We start from the raw sequence: 20,293 nt of genomic DNA, 5'->3' as shown, positions 1-20,293 counted from the left end.
GCAACTTCATGCACTGTACCTACGTGCTGGGGGATTCCGATCCATTCGTGCTCGATGCCGCACATCTCACAGCCAGGTGCGCACTCCACCGTGCCCCGAGCAGGTCCCGGAGTGGTTCTGGCTGTAGCTGTAGGTGCCGTCCTTGCAGAGGGCTGTCGCGCCTGCGGGGCTGCTGCCGGGCCGGTGCACGCAGTTGCCGTCCACGTTCCGGTAGTAGTCGGCACCGCACGCGGCCGGTTGCGGCGCGGGCTTGGCCGTGGTCTTCGGCGCCTGGGCCTTCGCCGCGGTCGTCTTCGGCGCGACGGCTTTCGGCGCGACGGCCTTGGGTGCGACGGTATTCGGCGCGGCCGGAACCGTCGTGGCGACCGGCACGTCGGACGTCGTCGGCAATGCGGAGGTGGCCGGCGCTTCGGTCGTGACCGGAACGGAATACGTCGGCGTCGAATAGCTCGATGTCGTCGGCGCGATCACCCCGACGTTGCCGGTGTCCTTGTACTGCTGCGGACCCGCGCCGCAGCCCGCGACCAGCAGTCCCGCCGCCAGGACCAACCCGAGCTTCTTACCCACTGCCACTCCTCAGCCAAGCGAATCAATGCCGCCTAGTCGGTGACCGGAAACCGTTTGTTACAGCGAAAATCGCACGCGAAGTCCGTTACGCTGTGAGCAAATCCCGCCCCGCACCCACGTGCTCACCTCTAATCTCGCGACATGGAGCTCGTCGAGATCACCCCGCGGCTGCACCTGATCCGGGACGCCTTCGTCCAGGCCTACCTCTGGCAGGACGACGACGGCCTGACGCTGATCGACACCGGCCTCGCCGGCTGGGCGCCCGGTATCACCGCCGCGATCCGCTCCGCGGGCCGCGATCCCGGTGAGCTGCGCCGGATCGTGCTGACCCACTACCACTCCGACCACACCGGCGCGGCCGCCGATCTCCGCGCCGCGGGCGGGATCGAGGTGCTCGCGCACGGGGCGGACGCGCCGGTGGTGCGCGGCGAGCAGCCCGCCACCCCGCCGGTGCTGCTCGACTGGGAGCGTCCGCTGTACGAGCAGACCGGCGCCGAGACCAAGGGGCTCACCGGGCCGCCCTGCGTCGTCGACCGCGAACTGGCCGACGGCGACGAACTCGGCTTCGGCGGCGGCGCGAAGGTCCTCGCGATCCCCGGGCACACCGACGGCAGCATCGCGATCCACCTCCCGGCGCACGGCGTCCTGTTCACCGGCGACTCGGTCTCGCAGATGGACGGCGTCGCCATCCCCGGCGTGTTCAACACGGATCGCCCGCGCCTGCTGGAGTCGTTCCGCAGGCTGGCCGCGCTGGACGTCGACATCGCGTGCTTCGGCCACATGGATCCGTTCACCGAGCACGCCGGCAAACGCTTGCGCGCCGCTCTCGACGGGCTGGCCTGAATCCGTCCTAGACTCGCCGGATGTCCTGGTTACGGCGGTACGCCGCCGAACTCGCGGTCACCGTCGCTGTGCTCGCGGGCTCGCTGTTCGCCGTCCTGAGCGACACCGCGGAGCCCGGGAACCACGTCGTGCTCGGCTGGGTGCTGACCATCGCCTGCTGCGCCGCGCTGTTCCTGCGCCGCCGGTACCCGCTGGGCGTCGCCGGGTTCGCGCTGGTCTGCTGCGCGCTCTACTACCCGCTCACCGACCCGGACGGGCTGGTGCTGCTGGCCTTCGCGTACACGCTCTACACGGCCGCCGCGGCCGGGCGGATCCGCGGCGCCGCGCTGCTGGTCGTCGCGGCGATGGCCGGCGTCGTGGTCGGCGAGATCAGCTCACGGTCCGGGCGGCACGTCGACAACTTCGCGTTCTTCCTGATGACGGGCTGGTTCGTCGCGCTGGTCGCGGGCGGCGCGGTCGCGCACTTCCGCGCCGCGGCCGAGCGCACTCGCGCGGCCGAGGCACGGACAGACGAGCGTCTCCGCATCGCGCGCGAGCTGCACGACGCGCTGGGCCACCACCTCGCGCTGATCAACGTCCAGGCCGGCGCCGCGCTGCACCGCCGTGATCCGGAGCAGGCGGAAGAAGCGCTCGCGGCGATCAAGGACGCGAGCAAGACGGCGTTGCAGGAGCTGCGCGCGACCCTCGGCATGCTGCGCCAGAACAACGTGCCCGCGCTTTCCCGCGTCGCGGAGCTGGCCGAATCCGCCGGTGCGTCCGGACTGACCGTGCGCACCGAGATCGACGGCGTCGCCCGGGACCTGCCGCCGGACGTCGAGCACGCCGCGTTCCGCGTCGTCCAGGAAGCTCTGACGAACGTCGCGAAGCACGCCGCCGCGAAGACCGTCGTCGTCCGGCTGGGCTACGGCGAAACCGAGCTGTCCGTGCAGGTCGACGACGACGGGCGCGGCGGCACCGCCCCGGCGGGCAACGGCATCCGCGGCATGACCGAGCGCGCGCGGGCGCTCGGCGGCGAAGTGACCGCCGCGCCCCGTGAAGGTGGCGGCTACCGCGTGCGTGCCCGGCTTCCGGTGCGATGATGGGCCGATGATCCGGGTCCTGCTCGTCGACGACCAGCGGCTCGTCCGCGCCGGCTTCCGGTCCATTTTGGACGGCGAGGACGACATCGACGTCGTCGCCGAAGCCGCCGACGGGCGCGAAGCCCTGCAGGCCGCGCACGACCACCGCCCGGACGTCGTGCTGATGGACATCCGGATGCCGGTGCTCGACGGCCTGGCCGCCACCCGGCACCTGCTGGCCGACTCGGGGATGACCGGCACCAAGGTCGTCATCCTCACCACGTTCGACCTCGACGAAGACGTCTACGGCGCCCTTCGCGCGGGAGCGAGCGGGTTCCTCGTCAAGGACACCGAGCCCGCCGAACTGATCCACGCGGTGCGCGTGGTCGCCCGTGGGGACGCGCTGCTCGCGCCGTCCGTCACGCGGCGGCTGATCTCCGAGTTCGCCGCGCGCGTCACCCGGCCGACGCCGTCACCGGCGCTCGACCGGCTCACCGACCGCGAACGCGAGGTGCTCTCCCTGGTCGCCGCCGGCATGTCGAACGACGACATCGCGCGCGAACTCACGCTCAGCCCGGCGACGGCGAAAACGCACGTCAGCCGCATCATGACCAAGACCGGCGCGCACGACCGCGCCCAGCTCGTCGTCCTCGCCTACGAGTCCGGCGCGGTGACGCCGCGCTGGCTCACCCCCTGAGCCGTACTCCCGCGGGAGTACGGGAAAGGCCTTAAGGGACACCGCTGGGTGCACGTGAAGTGCCCTCCGGAGCGCGACGCGCAGTAGGCCCGCACTCGCGATTCTTGTCCACCATGGACACCATCACCCGCACCACCGGCGGCCGGCTGGCGCGCCTGGCCGGCTGGGCGCAACGCCACCGGTGGCTCGCCGTCGCACTCTGGGCCCTGGTCCTCCTCGCTATCACGTTCACCTCCCGGCTCACCGGGAGCGCCTTCCACGACGACAACTCACTGCCGGGCACCGAGTCGCAGCAGGTCGTCGACCTCCTGAAGACGACCACGCAGTCCGGGGCGGACGCGCAGATCGTCTTCAAGTCCGACAGCGGGCTCGCCGCCAGGCGTGCAGCGGTCGAAAACGCTCTGGCAAATGTCCGATTGCAGCCGCACGTGCGGTCGGTGACCGGCCCGTTCGACAGCCCGGCGACCCTCTCGCGGGACGGCCGGATCGGCTACGCGACCGTCGCGTTCGACGCCGCGTCGGCCGACCTCCCCTACGACGACATCGTCAAGGTCGTCGACACCGCGAAGGCGGCCGACGGCGTCCAGGTGGCGCTCGCCGGCGACCCGATCAAGCGGGTCTCCGAAGGCGGCGGCCCGGCGGAGGGCGTCGGCCTGCTCGCCGCGCTGGTCGTGCTCGTGTTCCTGTTCCGCTCGCTGCTCGCGGCGGGACTGCCGGTCATCACCGCGGTGTTCGCGGTCGGCAGCACGCTCGGCGCGATCACGCTCGTCTCGCACTACGTAGGCATCGCGAGCTACACGTCGCCGCTGATGATGCTGGTCGGGTTCGGCGTGGGCGTCGACTACTCGCTGCTCATCTTCTCCCGCTACCGCGGCGAGATCCTCGCCGGCCACGACCGTGACACGGCGGCGCGCCGCGCGCTCGACACCGCCGGGCGGTCGGTGCTGTTCGCCGGGACGACGGTGATCATCGCGCTGCTCGGCCTGCTCGCTCTCGGACTCGGCGGGCTGCGGGGCGTCGCGCTGGCCGTCGCGCTCACCGTCCTCATGACGATGCTCGCGTCGGTGACGCTGCTGCCCGCGCTGCTGTCGCTGTTCGGCAAGCGGCTCGAACGCGGCATCCGCAAGCACGCCGCGAAACGCTCGAAGGGGTCCGGGCCTGGGACGAAGCTCCGGACGGCACCGCGCGAGCACGGCAACGCCTGGCGGCGGCTCGCCGACGGCGTCCAGCGTCGTCCGCTGGCCCCGCTGGCGATCGGCCTGATCGTGCTCATCGGACTGGCCATCCCGGCCGCGGGCATGCGGCTCGGCTTCGCCGACTCGGGCACGGACCCGGCCGGATCGACGACGCGCGAGGCGTACGACCTGATGGCCGAAGGGTTCGGGCCGGGCTTCAGCGGACCGCTCGCCGTCGTCACCGAAGACGGCGATCCCGTCGCGCTGCAGCAACGGCTCGCATCGACCCCCGGGATCGCCCGCGCGCTGCCGCCGACGGGCCTGACCGTGCTCGCGTTCCCGACGACGTCTCCCCAGGACGAAGCGACCGCCGAACTGGTGACGCGCCTGCGGACCGAGGTCCTGCCGTCCCTGCCGGGCCACTACCTGGTCGGCGGTTCGGTCGCGGCCGCGACGGACTTCGCCGACGCCGTCGCCGCTCGGCTGCCGCTGTTCGTGCTGGTCGTCGTCGGGCTCTCGGCGTTGCTGCTGATGGTCGTGTTCCGCTCGATCCTGATTCCGCTGAAAGCGGCGCTGCTGAACCTGCTGAGCATCGGCGCCTCGCTCGGCGTGATGACGCTGGTGTTCGGCGACGGCTGGTTCGGCGCGCAGTCCGGCCCGATCGAGGCGTTCGTGCCGGTGATGATCTTCGCGATCGTCTTCGGGCTGTCGATGGACTACGAGGTGTTCCTGGTGTCGCGGATGCACGAGGAGTGGCGGCGCACCGGCGACGCGCGCCTCGCGGTGCGCGAAGGGCTCGCCGCGACCGGCGGCGTGATTACCGCCGCCGGCGCGATCATGGTGCTGGTGTTCGGCGCGTTCCTGCTCGACCCGTCGCGGATGCTGGCGCAGTTCGGGCTCGGCCTGGCGGTGGCGGTGCTGCTGGACGCGCTGCTGATCCGCTGCCTGCTCGTCCCGGCGATCATGCGCTTGCTCGGCGCGCGGGCCTGGTGGCTGCCGCGCGGGCTGGACCGCCGGCTCCCGCACGTCGCGCTGGAACCGTGACTCAGAGCCGCGTCGCCACCGCGGCGGCCAAGCTCCGGGCGGGGGCGCACAGGTCTTCCGGCCGCGCGTCGCTCTTGTCGACGTCGACGACCGCCAGCTCGTCCGTCTGCTGGTGCTTGGTGTCGACGTAGGTGCGGTAGACGATGGTCACGGTGCAGCTGGTGTCACCGCGCTCCCGCGCCTGCACCCGGGCGGAGTAGCGGCCCAGCTGCACCGGCGTCCCCGGTTGCCGGATCTCGGCGGCGGTCCGGTCGAACAGGACCTTCACCAGCCCGGGCCGGTCGGGGTAGCTCCAGTCGCACGCCCAGTTCGCGAACCCGGGAATCCGCTCCACCGGGCCTGCGCCGAGCGCCTCGGTGGTCGCCGCGGTGTCCAGCAACGCGCAGGCGTCCTTGCTCGCCAAGGAGCCCGCGGGGAGCTGGCGCCGCGGGATCTGGCCGCGCCCCAAAGCCGTCCGGGCGCGGGCGGCGACCGCCTCGGCCATCCCGCAGAAGTCGTGCTTCGCCGCAGGGTCGCCGTCCGCGCCGACAACCACCTGCGTCCCGGCGTCCGGCAGCAGCAGGATCCTGGTGCAGTGGCCCGGTTCGGCGGGCGGCCACTGGACACCGAACTCGCCGTCCCACTGGACCGGCATGGGTTCTCGCGTCCCGGTGGCGAGTTCGACGCTGACGTCGACGTAGTCCGCGCGGTCCCCGGACGGGTACACGAGAGCGTCGCAGCGGTTGAAGTTCCCGAAGTCGTCCGATTGCTCGACCACGCCGTAGCCGCTGAGAGCGTCGGGAAAGGTCACGGCGCAGGGGTCCGCGGTGCGCGGCGCGCCCACGATCGACTCGCCGGGCGCGGCCGCCGGACGCGCGGGAGCGAACACCGCACCGGCGACGACGAGCGCCGAGGCCGCGCCGGCCACCGAGCCCCACAGCCACATCGGAGTCCGCGCCGGCCTCGGCGGGTACGACGCCCGCGGCAACGCGAACCAGGCGGCTTCCGAGGTCTCCTTCACCTGCACCCGGCACGGCCGGTAGGTCTCGGCTGCCATGCTGTGCCGGACCACTTCGGCGTAGAACCAATCGGACGTGATGAGCGCGAGTTCGCCTTCGGATCCGGCCAGCGCCGCCTTCAGCTCGGCCGCGTCGAGCAGGCGGAACGCCTTGGTGATCGCCGGCGAGGTCGCCCCGCGGGCGTCGTGGACGACCTCGCCGGCGTGCAGCGCCGCCCGGATCCGCATCCGCGCCTGCTCCCGCTGACCGGCGTTGTACCGCCGAATCAGCTCCGCCAGGACGTGCGGAACGCGCTCCACGAAAACCGACTTGGGCACCGACGCGGGCGCGAGGAGGAAGAAGCCGTCGCCGGTCCCCTCGCACCGCAGTTTGCGCCAGCGCACGCCGGATTCACGGAACGCCACCTTCAAAGCCCGGTACAGACCCGTTTTCACGGCGAGGAGACCGGCCACGACACGAGAGCTGGATGCATTCAGCCCGATCGGGTGATGGTCAGCTCCCCCACGTCGTCGGCGTCTCGGACAGGCGGAAGTCCAGGGCGCCGCCCGTACGCAGGAAGGACGCGTCGAGCTTCCAGTCCCGCTGCGGCCGGCCACCACGGCGGACGTCCGCGACGTACTTGCCGCTGCCCGACGTCGTGATCCGGATCGGGGCCCCGGCCGCCGGCCGGATCACGGCGCTCGGGAACAGCGGGCTCGACAGCAGCAGCTCGCCCGAGCCGGGCGTGCGCGGGTAGATGCCGAGCGCGGCGAAGACGTACCAGGCGGACATCGTGCCGAGGTCGTCGTTGCCGGGCAGGCCCGACGGCCCGGTCGTGTACACCGAGTTCACCAGCTGCCGGACGGTCTCCTGCGTCTTCCACGGCCGGCCGAGCTCGTTGTACAACCAGGGCGCGTGAATGTCGGGTTCGTTCGTCGGGTCGTACTTGAGCGGGCCGCCGCCCTTGAGCAGCCAGTTCCCGTTCGCGTCGTGGAAGAAGCCGTCGAGGCGGGTGACGGCGGTCGCCTTGCCGCCCATCGCGTCGGCGAGGCCGGAGACGTCCTGCGGAACCATCCAGGTGTAGGCCGCCGCGCTGCCCTGGGCGAAACCGCGGTCGCTCGCCGGGTCGAACGGCGTCAACCAGCTGCCGTCGACGTTGCGGGCCTGCATGTAACCGGTCCCCGGGTTGAAGACGTTGCGCCAGTACGCACCCCGGGCGTGCAGCTCCGCGGCTTCGTGAGTGCGTCCGAGCAGCTCTGCGAAATGTCCGATTGCGTAGTCCGCGACCGCGTCTTCGAGTGTCTCCGCCGCGCCGCCCCAGCAGTGGCAGACGTCGTTGGGCGCGTAGTGCGAGGTCAGGTACTGCGCGAGGTTCGGGCGCTGGCCGACGCACTGGCCGGGGCAGCCGCCGTCCTGCAGGCCTTCCGGCCGCGGCACGGTCGCCTGCTTGTAGAGCGAATCGAACGCGCCGCGGTAGTCGAAGTTGCGGACGCCCATCGCGTAGAACGTCGCGAGCGTCGCCGCCGTCGGATCGCCGGTCATGACGTGCGTCGCGCCGTTGACGTGCACCCAGCGGTCCCAGACGCCGTCGTTCTGCTGCGCGTAGTTGTAGAGCGACTGCGCGAAGTTCCCGGCGACGCGGGGTTCGAGCAGGGCCAGGAGCTGCACCTGCGCGCGGTACTGGTCCCAGCCGGAGAAGTTGGAGTACTGCGCGTCCTGCCCCCGGGCGACGCGGTGAGGCTTCTGGTCCATCCCCAGGTACTGGCCGTCGACGTCGCTCACGAGGTTCGGCTGCTGCAGGCCGTGGTAGAGCGCGGTGTAGAAGGTGACCTGCTGGTTGGCCGTGCCGCCGCTGACGGCCACGCGGTTCAGCTCGGTGTTCCACGCGCGTTTCGTCCCGGCGGCCACGCTGTCCACAGTGGACTTACCGGGCTGCTCGGCCCGCAGGTTGCGCTCCGCGCCGTCGAGCGAGACGTACGAGATCGCGATCCGCATGGTGACCTTGCTGCCGGGCGCGAAGGTGACGTACCCGCCGGAGCCCCGGCCGGCGCGGTCGCTGCCGGTCGCGTAACCCTCGCCGCCGGTCTGGTCGAGGCCGCCCGGCTGCAGCGTCGCGTCCTTCCACGTCCCGGTGCCGGCGAACGGCTGGTCGAACTGCGCGGTGAAGTACAGGCGGTAGTAGGACTTGCGGTTGTTGACGCCGCCGTTCGCGCGGCGGCCGCAGAACGCGCCGGTGAGCACGGACCCGGTGACCTTGCGGTTCGCCGGGTCGAGGTGCGTCTCGGCGTCCTCGCTGCCGTTGAGCGAGTTCGACGTCCGGAAGAGCAGGCTCGCGGGTTTGCCCGCCGGGTACTGCAGGGCGCCGATCGCGGTGCGTTCGGTGGCGGCGACGTCGGTGGTGACGCCGTTCGCGAGCCCGAGCTTGTAGCGCCCCGGCGTCGCGGCTTCGTCGGCGTGGCTGAAGTTGCTCGCGTAGATCGCGTCGGTGGTGTCGGCGGTCGGCGACGAGGTGACGTCCCCGGCGAACGGCAGGATCGGCACGTCCCCCGCGGCGCCCGGGTTGCAGCCCGCGCCGTTGACGTGGGTGAGGCTGAGGCCGCGGATCCGGGTCGTGTCGTACTGGTAGCCGTTGGCGGCCCCGGTGCTGGTCTGGTCCCCGCGCGTGCTGGTGGGACTCCAGGCGACCATCCCGAACGGCGCGGTGGCGCCGGGGTAGGTGTTCCCGTCCCCGGCCGAGCCGATGAGGGGATCGACGAAGTCGGCGGGACTCAGCCCGGAGGCGGCCGACATCGTTGTCAGGCTGGAGGCAAGCAGGACGGCGGCGAGGACCACCGTGACGGGACGGCGCATGGGCGGAGATTAACCCGCTTCGATGGCTTTCCGGCGAACTGGAGCGGACAAACAGGCGGACACGCCCGGGCACCCGACGACGTAACGAGTCGATCACCCCGGCAACATCGGGCGACGGCCGAGCGACCCCACAACCAGCTCGATCACGGAGGCCGCCGATGTCCGAACTCGAAACCACCTCGCCCGTCAGACTCCTGACGCGGAAGCCCGTTCTCGCCTTCGCTCTGGGCACGGTCCTGGCCATCGCCGTCGCGGTCGCCGTCTCGATCGGCACGGCCAAGCCCCGGACCTTCGACATCAAAGGCAGCCTGAGCTTCAACTGCTACCCGTGCGGGCTGTCGGGGCACGACGACATCGACGACGGCGCCCAGGTCACAGTCGCGAACGAGAAGAACGAGGTCATCGGCGTCACCACGCTCAAGCTGGTGACGCTCGACGACCCGGACCTGGCGCGCCTGAATCTCTACAACCGGACCTTCACCTTCACGTTCACCGGCGTCGAGAAGGGCGACGAACGCTACGGCTTCCACGTCGGCGACAACACACGCGGAACCACCTGGAAGACCGAGGCCGAGGCAGCCAAGGAAGTCGACCTCGTCGTCAATAACAACGAAGGCCGCCACCGGGAACTCCCGGTGGCGGCCTCCGACGTCAGCGCTTATTCGTAGATCTCGCCCTTGGCGGCCTTGTCCACCAGCGACTGCGGCGGCTCGAAGTGGTCGCCGTACCGGGCGGCCAGCTCGCGCGACCGGTCGACGAAGCCCTGCAGGCCACCGTCGTACTGGTTGATGTACTGGATGACACCGCCGGTCCACGCCGGGAAGCCGATGCCGAAGATGGAGCCGATGTTGGCGTCCGCGATCGACGTCAGCACGCCCTCGTCGAAGCACTTCACCGTCTCGAGCGCCTCGGCGAACAGCATCCGCTCCTTGAGGTCCTCGAACGGGACCTCGGCCGAGCCGGACTTGAACGCGTCGCGCAGCCCCGGCCACAGCCCGGTGCGCTTGCCGTCCTCGCCGTACTCGTAGAAGCCCGCGCCCGTCGAGCGGCCCTTGCGGTCGAACTCCTCGACCATCCGGTCGATGACGCCCTCCGACGCGTGCGCCTTCCAGGTGCCGCCCGCGGCCTCGATCGCCTCGCGCGTCTCCTTGCGGATCTTGCGCGGCAGGGTCAGCGTCAGCTCGTCCATCAGCTGCAGCGGCGGCGCCGGGTAGCCGGCCTGCGAACCCGCCTGCTCGATCGACGCCGGCTCGACGCCCTCGCCCAGCGCGGCGACGGCCTCGTTGATGAACGTGCCGATCACGCGCGAGGTGAAGAAGCCACGGCTGTCGTTGACGACGATCGGGGTCTTCTTGATCTGCAGCGTGTAGTCGAAGACCTTCGCCAGCGTCGCCGGCGACGTCTTCTCGCCGCAGATGATCTCGACCAGCGGCATCTTGTCCACCGGGGAGAAGAAGTGGATCCCGATGAAGTCCTCGGTCCGCTGCACGCCCTCGGCGAGCGTGGTGATCGGCAGCGTCGAGGTGTTGGAGCCCAGCACCGCGTCGGCGTTGACGACGCTCTCGATCTCGCCGAACACCTTGTGCTTGAGCTCGACGCTCTCGAACACGGCCTCGATCACGAAGTCGACGCCCGCGAAGTCGGCCGGGTCGGCGGTCGGCGTGATCTTCGCCAGCAGCGCGTCCGACTTCTCCTGCGTCGTCTTGCCGCGCGAAAGGGCCTTCTGCTCGATCTTGGCCGCGTAGCCCTTGCCCTTCTCGGCCGCCTCCTGCGAGACGTCCTTGAGGACGACGTCGATGCCGGCCTTCGCCGACACGTACGCGATCGCGGCACCCATCATCCCGGCTCCGAGCACGCCGACCTTCTTGGCCGTGTACTTCTCGAAGCCGTCCGGCCGCGAGCCGCCGGAGTTGATCGTCTGCAGGTCGAAGAAGAACGCCTTCGTCATGTTCTTCGAGACCTGGCCGGTGGCGAGGCTGATGAAGTAGCGCGTCTCGATGGTGATCGCGGTGTCGAAGTCGACCTGCGAGCCCTCGATGGCGGCGGCCAGAATCGCCCGCGGCGCCGGCATGTTCGCGCCCTTGATCTGCTTGCGCAGGTTCGCCGGGAACGCGGGCAGGTTCGCCGCGAAGCTCGGGTTCGACGGCGTGCCGCCCGGGATCCGGTAGCCCTTGACGTCCCAGGGCTGGACGCCGCCTTCGGGGTTGGCCTTGATCCACGCCTTCGCGGCGGGGACGAGCTCTTCGACGGTGTCGACGACCTCGTGCACCAGGCCCAGCTCCAGCGCCTTGCGCGGGCGGTGGCGCTGACCCTGCAGCAGGACGTTCAGCAGCGCACTCTGGATACCCAGCAATCGGACAGTGCGCACAACGCCACCGCCGCCGGGCAGCAGACCGAGCGTCACCTCGGGCAGGCCGATCTGGCTGCCCTTGGCGTCGGCCGCGATCCGGTGGTGCGTCGCCAGCGCGATCTCCAGGCCACCGCCGAGCGCGGCGCCGTTGATCGCCGCGACGACCGGCTTGCCGAGCTGCTCGATCCGCCGCATCTGGCCCTTCATCAGGCCGGACGACTCGGTGAACTCGACGGCGTTCTCGGGCTTCGCCTGGATGAGGTCGTTCAGGTCACCGCCGGCGAAGAAGGTCTTCTTCGCGGACGTGATGACGACGCCGGTGATGGAGTCCTTTTCGGCCTCCAGGCGGTCCACGGTCACGCCGAGCGACTCGCGGAAGTCGGCGTTCATGGTGTTCGCCGACTGCTTCGGGTCGTCGAGGGTCAGCGTGACGATGCCGTCCTCGTCCTGCTCCCAGCGGATGGTCTTGCTCTCAGCCATTTCGGTCCTCACACCCGCTCGATGATGGTGGCGACGCCCATGCCGCCGCCGATGCAGAGGGTCACCAGGGCGCGGCGCGCCTGGCGGCGTTCGAGCTCGTCGACCACGGTGCCGACCAGCATTGCGCCGGTGGCGCCGAGCGGGTGGCCCATGGCGATCGCGCCGCCGTTGACGTTGACCTTCTCCTCGTCGAGGTGCAGGTCCTTGATCCACTTGAGCACGACGGACGCGAACGCCTCGTTGAGCTCCCACAGGTCGATGTCCTCGGGCTTGAGGCCCGCGGTCTTCAGCACCTTCTCGGTGGCCGGGGTCGGGCCGGTGAGCATGATCGTCGGCTCGGAGCCGATCGACGCGGTCGCCACGATCCGGGCGCGCGGCGTCAGCCCGAAGGTCTTGCCGATCTGCTCGGAGCCGACGAGCACCAGCGCGGCGCCGTCGACGATGCCGGAGGAGTTGCCACCGGTGTGGACGTGGTTGATCTTCTCGACCGAGTGGTACTTCTGCAGCGCGACGGCGTCGAAGCCGCCCAGCTCGCCGATGCCGGCGAACGCGGGCTTGAGCTTGCCGAGGCTCTCGACGGTGGAGCCGGGGCGGCGGTGCTCGTCGTGGTCCAGGACGGTCACGCCGTTGATGTCCTTGACCGGGACGACGGACTTGGCGAAGTAGCCGCCGGACCAGGCCGCCTCGGCCCGTTCCTGCGAGCGCACGGCCCACGCGTCGACGTCTTCGCGCGAGAAGCCCTCGATGGTCGCGATCAGGTCGGCGCCGGTGCCCTGCGGGACGATGTAGTTGTCGTACGCGGTGGCCGGGTCCATGAACAGCGCGCCGCCGTCGGAGCCCATCGGCACGCGCGACATCGACTCGACACCGCCGGCGATGATCAGGTTGTCCCAGCCGGAGCGGACCTTCTGCGCGGCGGTGTTGGTGGCTTCCAGGCCGGAGGCGCAGAAGCGGTTGAGCTGCACGCCCGCGACGGTCTCGGGCAGGCCGGCGTTCAGCGCGGCGGTGCGCGCGATGACCGCGCCCTGCTCGCCGACCGGCGAGACGACGCCGAGCACGACGTCGTCGATCACGGCGGGATCGAGGTTCGGGTGGCGGACCTTGAGCTCTTCGATCAGGCCGACCACCAGGTCGACCGGCTTGGTGCCGTGCAGGGCACCGCCCTTGTTCTTGCCGCGAGGCGTGCGGATCGCCTCGTAGATGTAGGCCTCGCTACTCACAGAAAAACTCCTCGCGAGCGGATGGGACGTCTTCGTACCCTGACCGATGATACCGGCCAGTAGTGCTAATGGCCATTAACATATCGCCGGATAACCCCATGGTGTCAATGGGTTGCCGTTGTGCCGTTAGCCGCTATCGTCGACTCACCATGACCGACTCCGTACGTGCCGCGCGACCGCGCGACCGCAAGGCCCAGCTGGCCGCGGTCGCCGCCGGGCTGTTCCGCGCGCGCGGCTTTCCCGGGGTAGGCATCAAGGACATAGCGGACGCGGCAGGCGTCACCGGCCCGGCGCTGTACCGGCACTTCGCGGACAAGCAGGCGATCCTCGCGTACGTCGTCCTGAGCGGTTTCGAGGACCTGGAGGCCGCGACGGCTTCGGCGCTGTCGGACTCGGTTCCGCCCGTTGACCAGCTGGAAGACCTGCTCACGCGGCTCGCGGCCCAGGCCGTCGAGCGCCGGGAGATCGCCGCGCTGTGGCGCTGGGAAGGCCGCCACCTCCCGAAGGAAGACCAGCGGGAGATCGCCCGCAGGTCGACGCTGGCGCTGGCGTCGTGGTCGAAGGCACTGCTGGTCCGGCGCCCGGATCTGCCGGCCGAAGACGCCGAGCTGCTGTGCTGGGCGGCGCTGTCGGTGTTCGGCAGCGTGTCGGTCCACCACACCGCCGTGGCCCGCCGCCGCTTCGCTCAGCTGCTGGTCGAGCTGGCCCTGGGTGTGCTGAACGCCACACTCCCGTTGCCCGCCTCCACGCCTTCGGACACGCCCTCGTTGCGCTTGGGTACGCCGTCCCGCCGAGAGCAGGTCCTGGCGGAGGCCACGGCTCTGTTCGCCCAACGAGGCTTCCACGACGTGAGCATGGAGGACATCGGAGCGGCGGCGGGCATAGCCGGCCCGAGCGTCTACCGCCACTTCCCGAGCAAGGCGGCCCTGATGGTCGCGATCGGCCACCGAGCGGCCGACCGCCTGGCCCTGGCGGCAGAGCAAGCCCTACAGGCCCCCGACGAACCGACGGCACTACGCCGCTTGGCGGCGTCGTACGTCCGCACGATTCTGCACACGCCGGAGCTGCTGGTCTCGTTCTCGGCGGACCGGGTCACGATGCCGGACCGCGACAAAGCCGACCTCCTGCGGGTGCAGCGCGATTACGTGGCCCAGTGGGTCACGCTGCTATCCGTGGTTCACCCGTCCTTGCCGCCACGAGAAGCGAAGATCACGGTCCACGCAGCCCTGACCATCGCGAACGACCTGGCCCGCACCCGCCGGGTGGCAGCCCGCCCCCACTTCGAAACCGAACTGACGACGCTGCTGCACACGATCCTCGCCGTCGCCTGACCGGCCTCCACCCCTGTCGCAACGGCGGCAGTTACGGGATCATGGCCGCAGGCTTGGTTCTCCGTCGAGAGGGGAAACGTGACGCAGAGTCCACGATCCGGCGATGAAGCAGGGATCGAGTCCTCACTTCTCGATCTCAGTTCGGTGCCGCTGAAGACGCTGCGAAGCCTTGACAGCAAAGAACTGAGCGAAGCGCTGCGGCACGTGGTCGAGCGCGTCGCCCACATCCCGATGACCGTGAGCGGAAGTCAAGGCGCGACTCGCGTCGAGTGACGGCGCGCCACCCGGAACCAATTCCGGGTGGCGCGTGAGGCCATCGCTCGGCAAGGCCCGCTACAGCGGCATCGGGTCGATGTCGCAATCGGCACGGACTCGACGCGCGGCTGACTGCGTGCTCGGGTGGTTGCTCCCCAGCACTCGGGCGGACCGCTTCAGCACATCGTTGTGCAACGAGTCGGCGGCCGCGTTTTCGCCCAGCTCACGAAGGTCGAGCGAACGGTTGAGCTGGACAGCCAACGTCGTCGGGTGGTCCTCTCCGAGGGCGTTACGAGCCTTGTCGAGCAGAGCCGCGTCCATCTCGGCTGCCTCCGCCACTCGTTCCAGGGCGAAGAGGTCGCTCGCCAGGTTGATCCCGCACGCGATCGAGTACGGATGGCCGGCGCCGAGCCGCTCGCGAAACCGCTGCAACGACAGCTCGTCCATGACACGTGCCCCTGCCGGGTTACCGCCGAGCCGCAGGGTCACGCCGAGATCGAGGGCGGCTGCCACCGTGTGCGGGTGGGTTTCGCCGAGCGTCTGCCGGTAACGCCCCAGCACCTCTTCACCGAGTTCGCGGGCTTCGACGAACTTTCCCGCATATCGCAGATCGATCGACTGCCCCAGGGCGCAAGCCATCGCGTTCGGATGCGTGCTGCCGTACCGGGCGCGGAACCTGGGCAGGGCTTCACCCGACAGCTCGAGTGCAGCGTCGTGATCGCCGTTCTTACGACGCGCGACCGAAAGGAAATAAAGGCGGCGGAGCAAATCGGCGCTGTTCTCTTCGCCGAGCCGACGGGTTCGTTCGACGATGCGACCGGTCTCGAGGTCGGCCCCGGCATAGTCCCCGGCCTCCCGGCGTGCGAGCAGGACCACCATCCACGTGGCGACCGTGTTGACGTGGTCGGCACCGAAGATCGCGACACGGCGCTCGTGCACTTCGTTCGCCAGCATGCGGGCCTTTACGTATTCGCCGGACAGCAACAACGCGACCGCGAACTCGTGTGCGGCTGCCGCGCTGAACGGGTCCTCGACTCCAAGGCTGTCCCGCGCCTTGAGATGGATCATCTCGTTGATGTTCCGTGCCTCGGCGAACTCGCCGCTTGCCTTCAAGCTGAGCACGTAGGTCAGTTGCGCGTTCAACGTGACCCTGTGGTCTCGCCCGAAAATCTCGACGAAACGATCCAGCGTCTGCTTCGCGACTTCGGCGGCCTCGCCGTACTGCCCGACGCACCACAGATAGAAGGCGAGCCTCTCGGACGCGCTCAACTCCGCCAGGTTTTCGGCGGGCTGTTCATCTCCTGGGAGCCGCCGGCCCCGACCGGCTGCCCACGCCAGCACCGCCCGTTTCGCGAGCGAGATGGCACTCAGGTGTTCACCAGCGTGGTGCAGGAACGCGAAGAGGAGGGCGACGAGCCGACGCACCTGCGGGTCCCGGCACTCGGCCAGTTCGGCGTCATCGACGTGCCGTAGTATTTCCCGGTACCGCGGCCAGTTTTCCGACGCCGCGGGATCACCCAGCTCCCAGCCGGCCAGCAACAGGTGCGCGCAGTGACGCATCTCCCGCCGCTGCGCGTCGTCCATTCTGTTGCGCAACACGACCTGCACCAGCGGATGCAGACTCAGGGAGCCGGTGCGGTGGTCGATCTCGATCAGGCCGTATCGGCTGATGTCGCGAATCGCCTGGCCCAGCAGTATCGGGTCGCGCAGGAGGGCGGCGAGTTCGGGTGGCACGCCAGGCACATCGGCGAACAGTCGGCGCGAGATGGGACCAGGCATGAAGAAAGCGCATACCGCGAGAAGCAGACTGGCATCCGGGTTACTCTCGCTCAGCTGGTCGAGCGGCACGTTCCACGCGGCGGCGACGGAAACTTCGTAGTCGTTCGGCGCTGACGTACTGAGGATTTCGGCGATCTTTCCTCGCAGAGTGACAGGTACTGCTTCGCGGACATCCCGGTCTCCGCCCGCCAGCGGGCGGCCTGTTCGACCGCCAGCGGCAGGTCACCGAGTTTCTCCGCGATCTTGTCGGCTTCTGGGCCGATGATCCCTGACTGTCCTAACAGCTCTTTGCTCTCGGCACGCTGGAAGACGCCTACCTCCAGCGCCCGCGCAGCGGAAGCCCAGCCTGGATTGCGAGAAGTCACCAGGATCTGCCCGGGCCCGTCGACCGGGAAGAACGGGCGGACCAGGTTCGGGTCCTCCGCTGAGTCGAAGACCAGCAGCCAGCGGCGGTATGGCCGCCCCAGACGCAGGGCCTCCCGGACAGCAGACACGGCGGTGTCCGCTTCGCCGGCGCCGGGCAGCTTCAAGCACTGGGCGAGTTCGGCGAGTCCCGCGCGGATCTGGGTTTCCTGGGTGGCTTGGACCCACCAGACGACGTCGTAGTCCCCCCGGTGCTGGTAGATGTACTCCACCACCATCTGCGTCTTGCCCACGCCGCTCGTTCCGAGCAGCACCGATGGCAGGAAGACGCTCCTTCCGGCACCCAGCTGATCGCCCAATCGATCGAGCAGCGCAAACCTTCCGATGAAGTGCAGCTTCTTCGGGGGCACAGAGCCCCAGACGGGCGGGGCGTCATCATCCGAACGGCGTTGGCTGACCACTACGGGAACCTCCGGTACGATCTCTGTGCTCTCACACGGGTTCGCTTCGACCGGCGGCAAAGATGCGCGGTCTGCCGGGATAACAGGATGGACAACAGGTTCAGGTCCACTCGAAGAACTCGACTGCTGGAGTTCCTGCGGCGTCGCGTCACTCACGAATCGGATGCTAGCCCACGCCTTGTCGCACCTGGCAATGCCACCGCACCACTCATATGCCGATCGCCGCTCACGAATACGGACAACACCGGGATATATCGGTACGCGTTCGAACACGAACTCCGGTCAGCACGGCAAAACCCGGCGCCGCCGGGTTCACGACGCGAGTCCGTTGGGATACTTCACTTGTCCGAGGGTTCTCGGTTCCTGCCGAAGCCGGAACTTCGTCACGCCGCACAGCGCCAAGCGATACGGGCCCGGCTTCGCCCACATCGGACAGACACCCGGTGGCCGCCAAGCAGATCCATTGTGCGCTTCCCCAGCAAGAGCCCGGCAGGCCGCACCCGGCGAGCGGAACCCGCGACCGCACTGGCGGCCCATCCACGGTAGATCCCTTCGGAATCTATTCACCACCCGGCACCGGTCTTTCGTCACCGATTCGCGACCGCGGCTCACCGCTTCGTACCGTGACTCCCGGTATTACACTGCGGAGTTACCCTGTTCGCGAAAACGGCGAAACCTCAGGCCACCCGGAGTACGCTGCCCTTTACGGCACGCCCCCGAATGGGTGATCGACGGGCGTGCTACTTTACGCGCGCCTCCAAGCGGGATCTCAATGAGAGGGGAATCGCGATGCGATCGCCGGGCGGCAAGAGGCGACCGGGGATCCAATCCGAGCTCCTGGACCTCAGTGCCATGCCGCTGTCCGAGCTGCGGAAACTCGACTCCGCGCTCTTGCGCAGATCAGTGCGCCACGCCGTCGAGCGCACGGCGCACATCCCGATCACGGCGAGCGGGAGCCAAGGCGCGAAACGGGTCGAGTAGGCGGCATCCGTTAGGGTGGACCGTGTCCATCCGCAGTAGTGTCCCCGTCGAAACCCCCACCGAGCCGCTCGTGCACGACGTCTCGTGGGCGGAGTTCGATCTCCTGGCCCGCTCAGAAGGCGGCCCAGCGCCGGTCCGGCGGTTACGAGCGGCGGAGCGCAGCCGGCGGCTGCTTCTGCTGCGCGCGATCATCGACGAAACGACCGGGCACCCGGACCGGCACGGACCGCTCGCTTCCGTTGATATTGCGTGGGACCTGCTGGTCCTGGCCGAGGAGGCCGACCCGCGAGCGCTCGAAGACGTGCTCACCCACCCCTACACGGGCAGCTGGGTCGGCTACACCACCCGCCTGCTCCGGCATCAGGACGTCACCGACGGCCGCCCGCTCTGGGTCCACATCGGACACCTGCACGCCCTGGCGGCCGCGGCGGCGATACGCGCCGGCGTCGCCGGCTTTCGCATTCAGGTCCCGGCGTGGCGCGGACTGGCAGCCCTGCCGACCCTCGGCATCGCCCACATCGACGGGCTCCCCGACAGCGCCACGGTAGAGGTCCGCAGTGTGGCCGGCCGGATCGAGATCTCGGCCTGCGGCCGCATCGTGGTGATCCCGGCCGACTCCTCGGCCGACGCGCCCGGCTGGCGGGGGGTCCGGACGGTCGAGCTGGACTCCGGGGGGCAGCGGCTGGCGATCCGCATCGACGACGTCGACCCCTACCGCGGGCTCCACGGTCCACGGTCGCCCTACCGGCTCTCACCCGAAGACCTGGGGCTTTGGCGCAACATGCTCGGCCGGGCCTGGGAGCTGATCACCCGGCTGGTCCCGGGGTACGCGGACGCTCTGCCCGCCGGCCTCGACACGATCGTGCCCGATCCCCCGTTCCCGTTCCGCCTGCCGAGCGCGTCGAGCGGGGAGGCGTTCGGCAGCGCGGTGATCTGCCGCCCTGAAGACCCGGCGACCCTGGCCGCGGCACTGGTCCACGAGTTCCAGCACATCCGGCTCGGCGGCCTGTTGCAGATCGCGGCTCTCCACTCCAGCGACCGGGCTGAACGGCTCTACGCACCGTGGCGAGACGATCCGCGGCCGCTCGGCGGCGTCATCCACGGCATCTACGCGTTCTTCGCGGTCACGGAGTTCTACCGCGCGCTCAGCGGCAACCAGCCGGACGACGAACTCGCCGCTTTCGAGTTCGCGCACTGGCGGCACCAGGTCGGGAACACCCTGGCCGACATCCGCGAGGACGCCGAGCTGACCGAAGCCGGACACCGGTTCCTCGATCACCTCGCGGATCGCCTCGAAGACTGGCGGCACGACGAGGTGACGACAGCCGCCGCGGGCTGGTCGGCGCTGATGGCCGCCGACCACTACGCGGGCTGGCGTCTCCGCCACCACCGCCCGGCGCCGGAGACGGTCGACCGCTTCGTCGGCGCTTGGCTGGGCGGCGCCACCGTCCCCGGCGCCGATTCCGCCGCCACGATCCTGGTCACCGACCCGGACGGCAGGTGGGCGGAGGCACGGGCGGACCTGCTCCGGGTCCGCCTCGGCGCAGACGGTGAACGCCGGGCCCGGCAGGTCTGGCGGGACGTCTCCGACGCTTCGGAGGCGGACCTCGCCCTCGTGAACGGCGACGGGGAGGCCGCTCTCGAAGGCTACCGGGCCGAACTCCGCCGGGATCCCGACGTGCCAGTCGCCCTGGTCGGGCTGGGGCTCGCCCTGCGGATGACCCACGAGGAGAACACGGCAGCCGTCATCCTGAACCGGCCCGAACTGGTCCGAGCGGTGCACCGGGGGATCCGGAAGCGGACGAACCCGGCCCCGACGCCCGAAGAGGTTGCTCGCTGGCTGGCCACGACCGACCGGTGAG

The 20,293-nt window shown here is 69.9% G+C and carries 16 protein-coding genes; 9 read left to right on the top strand and 7 right to left on the bottom strand.

Annotated features, from left to right (window positions below):
• Positions 1-66 precede the first annotated feature (66 nt).
• Positions 67-567, bottom strand: coding sequence for a DUF3761 domain-containing protein (locus tag OG570_RS19125; protein WP_326958073.1), 501 nt, complete (start codon positions 565-567; stop codon positions 67-69).
• 141 nt (positions 568-708) lie between these two features.
• Between OG570_RS19125 and OG570_RS19120 the strand changes: the two genes are divergently transcribed.
• The 4 genes from OG570_RS19120 to OG570_RS19105 all read left to right on the top strand — a co-directional run bounded on the left by OG570_RS19120 (position 709) and on the right by OG570_RS19105 (position 5,384).
• Positions 709-1,410 carry an MBL fold metallo-hydrolase gene (locus OG570_RS19120; protein ID WP_326958071.1) on the top strand — a complete coding sequence of 234 codons (702 nt, stop codon included), beginning with the start codon at positions 709-711 and terminating at the stop codon, positions 1,408-1,410.
• Positions 1,411-1,430: 20 nt separating this feature from the next.
• Positions 1,431-2,489, top strand: a complete 1,059-nt coding sequence (locus tag OG570_RS19115) for a sensor histidine kinase (protein ID WP_326958069.1) — start codon at positions 1,431-1,433, stop codon at positions 2,487-2,489.
• 7 nt (positions 2,490-2,496) lie between these two features.
• A complete protein-coding gene (locus tag OG570_RS19110) occupies positions 2,497-3,165 on the top strand; it encodes a response regulator transcription factor (protein ID WP_326958067.1) in 669 nt (222 codons plus the stop codon).
• A gap of 113 nt (positions 3,166-3,278) precedes the next feature.
• On the top strand, positions 3,279-5,384 hold the full coding sequence (locus OG570_RS19105) for an MMPL family transporter (RefSeq protein WP_326958064.1): 2,106 nt from the start codon (positions 3,279-3,281) through the stop codon (positions 5,382-5,384).
• A 1-nt stretch (position 5,385) separates the two neighbouring features.
• On the opposite strand, the gene OG570_RS19100 is transcribed toward OG570_RS19105, so the two are convergent.
• Positions 5,386-6,786: a hypothetical protein gene (locus tag OG570_RS19100; protein WP_326958062.1), complete on the bottom strand. Its 1,401-nt coding sequence runs from the start codon at positions 6,784-6,786 to the stop codon at positions 5,386-5,388.
• 88 nt (positions 6,787-6,874) lie between these two features.
• Complete coding sequence (locus OG570_RS19095) at positions 6,875-9,211, bottom strand: GH92 family glycosyl hydrolase (RefSeq protein WP_326958060.1); 2,337 nt, start codon at positions 9,209-9,211, stop codon at positions 6,875-6,877.
• Between the two features lie 158 nt (positions 9,212-9,369).
• Between OG570_RS19095 and OG570_RS19090 the strand changes: the two genes are divergently transcribed.
• Positions 9,370-9,879, top strand: a complete 510-nt coding sequence (locus OG570_RS19090) for a hypothetical protein (protein ID WP_326958058.1) — start codon at positions 9,370-9,372, stop codon at positions 9,877-9,879.
• On the opposite strand, the gene OG570_RS19085 is transcribed toward OG570_RS19090, so the two are convergent.
• A complete protein-coding gene (locus OG570_RS19085; RefSeq protein WP_326944210.1) occupies positions 9,870-12,041 on the bottom strand; it encodes a 3-hydroxyacyl-CoA dehydrogenase NAD-binding domain-containing protein in 2,172 nt (723 codons plus the stop codon). The genes OG570_RS19090 and OG570_RS19085 overlap by 10 nt on opposite strands.
• Positions 12,042-12,049: 8 nt before the next feature.
• Positions 12,050-13,261 (bottom strand): acetyl-CoA C-acetyltransferase, encoded by a 1,212-nt coding sequence (locus OG570_RS19080; protein ID WP_247057317.1) that lies wholly within the window; start codon positions 13,259-13,261, stop codon positions 12,050-12,052.
• A 149-nt stretch (positions 13,262-13,410) separates the two neighbouring features.
• Here OG570_RS19080 and OG570_RS19075 point away from each other — a divergent pair, with 149 nt between their 5' ends.
• Entirely contained in the window at positions 13,411-14,592 is a 1,182-nt protein-coding gene (locus OG570_RS19075) for a TetR/AcrR family transcriptional regulator (RefSeq protein WP_326958056.1), read from the top strand.
• Positions 14,593-14,670: 78 nt separating this feature from the next.
• Positions 14,671-14,865 (top strand): hypothetical protein, encoded by a 195-nt coding sequence (locus OG570_RS19070; RefSeq protein ID WP_326958054.1) that lies wholly within the window; start codon positions 14,671-14,673, stop codon positions 14,863-14,865.
• Between the two features lie 60 nt (positions 14,866-14,925).
• Here the strand turns inward: OG570_RS19070 and fxsT are convergent, their stop codons facing one another.
• Together fxsT and OG570_RS19060 are read right to left on the bottom strand one after the other, a co-directional pair.
• Positions 14,926-16,752: an FxSxx-COOH system tetratricopeptide repeat protein gene (gene fxsT, locus OG570_RS19065; protein ID WP_326960084.1), complete on the bottom strand. Its 1,827-nt coding sequence runs from the start codon at positions 16,750-16,752 to the stop codon at positions 14,926-14,928.
• On the bottom strand, positions 16,677-17,606 hold the full coding sequence (locus OG570_RS19060) for an NB-ARC domain-containing protein (protein WP_326958052.1): 930 nt from the start codon (positions 17,604-17,606) through the stop codon (positions 16,677-16,679). The genes fxsT and OG570_RS19060 overlap by 76 nt, the downstream gene beginning before the upstream one ends.
• A 696-nt stretch (positions 17,607-18,302) precedes the next feature.
• On the opposite strand from OG570_RS19060, the gene OG570_RS19055 reads away from it, so the two are divergent.
• Both OG570_RS19055 and OG570_RS19050 read left to right on the top strand, forming a co-directional pair.
• Positions 18,303-18,431, top strand: coding sequence for a hypothetical protein (locus tag OG570_RS19055; protein ID WP_326958050.1), 129 nt, complete (start codon positions 18,303-18,305; stop codon positions 18,429-18,431).
• Between the two features lie 22 nt (positions 18,432-18,453).
• A complete protein-coding gene (locus OG570_RS19050) occupies positions 18,454-20,292 on the top strand; it encodes an HEXXH motif domain-containing protein (RefSeq protein WP_326958048.1) in 1,839 nt (612 codons plus the stop codon).
• Position 20,293: the final 1 nt, after the last annotated feature.

Source organism: Amycolatopsis sp. NBC_01286 (genome assembly GCF_035982555.1).
Lineage (GTDB): Bacteria > Actinomycetota > Actinomycetes > Mycobacteriales > Pseudonocardiaceae > Amycolatopsis.
This window is presented reverse-complemented; position numbering and strand designations above follow the sequence as displayed.

Excerpts from the sequence above, each read along its gene's own strand:
- OG570_RS19115 (WP_326958069.1), top strand. The coding sequence starts at position 1,431 with ATGTCCTGGTTACGGCGGTACGCCGCCGAACTCGCGGTCACCGTCGCT.
- OG570_RS19105 (WP_326958064.1), top strand. The coding sequence starts at position 3,279 with ATGGACACCATCACCCGCACCACCGGCGGCCGGCTGGCGCGCCTGGCC.
- OG570_RS19055 (WP_326958050.1), top strand. The coding sequence starts at position 18,303 with ATGCCGCTGTCCGAGCTGCGGAAACTCGACTCCGCGCTCTTGCGCAGA.
- OG570_RS19075 (WP_326958056.1), top strand. The coding sequence starts at position 13,411 with ATGACCGACTCCGTACGTGCCGCGCGACCGCGCGACCGCAAGGCCCAG.
- OG570_RS19090 (WP_326958058.1), top strand. The coding sequence starts at position 9,370 with ATGTCCGAACTCGAAACCACCTCGCCCGTCAGACTCCTGACGCGGAAG.
- OG570_RS19110 (WP_326958067.1), top strand. The coding sequence starts at position 2,497 with ATGATCCGGGTCCTGCTCGTCGACGACCAGCGGCTCGTCCGCGCCGGC.
- OG570_RS19085 (WP_326944210.1), bottom strand. The coding sequence starts at position 12,041 with ATGGCTGAGAGCAAGACCATCCGCTGGGAGCAGGACGAGGACGGCATC.
- OG570_RS19120 (WP_326958071.1), top strand. The coding sequence starts at position 709 with ATGGAGCTCGTCGAGATCACCCCGCGGCTGCACCTGATCCGGGACGCC.
- OG570_RS19095 (WP_326958060.1), bottom strand. The coding sequence starts at position 9,211 with ATGCGCCGTCCCGTCACGGTGGTCCTCGCCGCCGTCCTGCTTGCCTCC.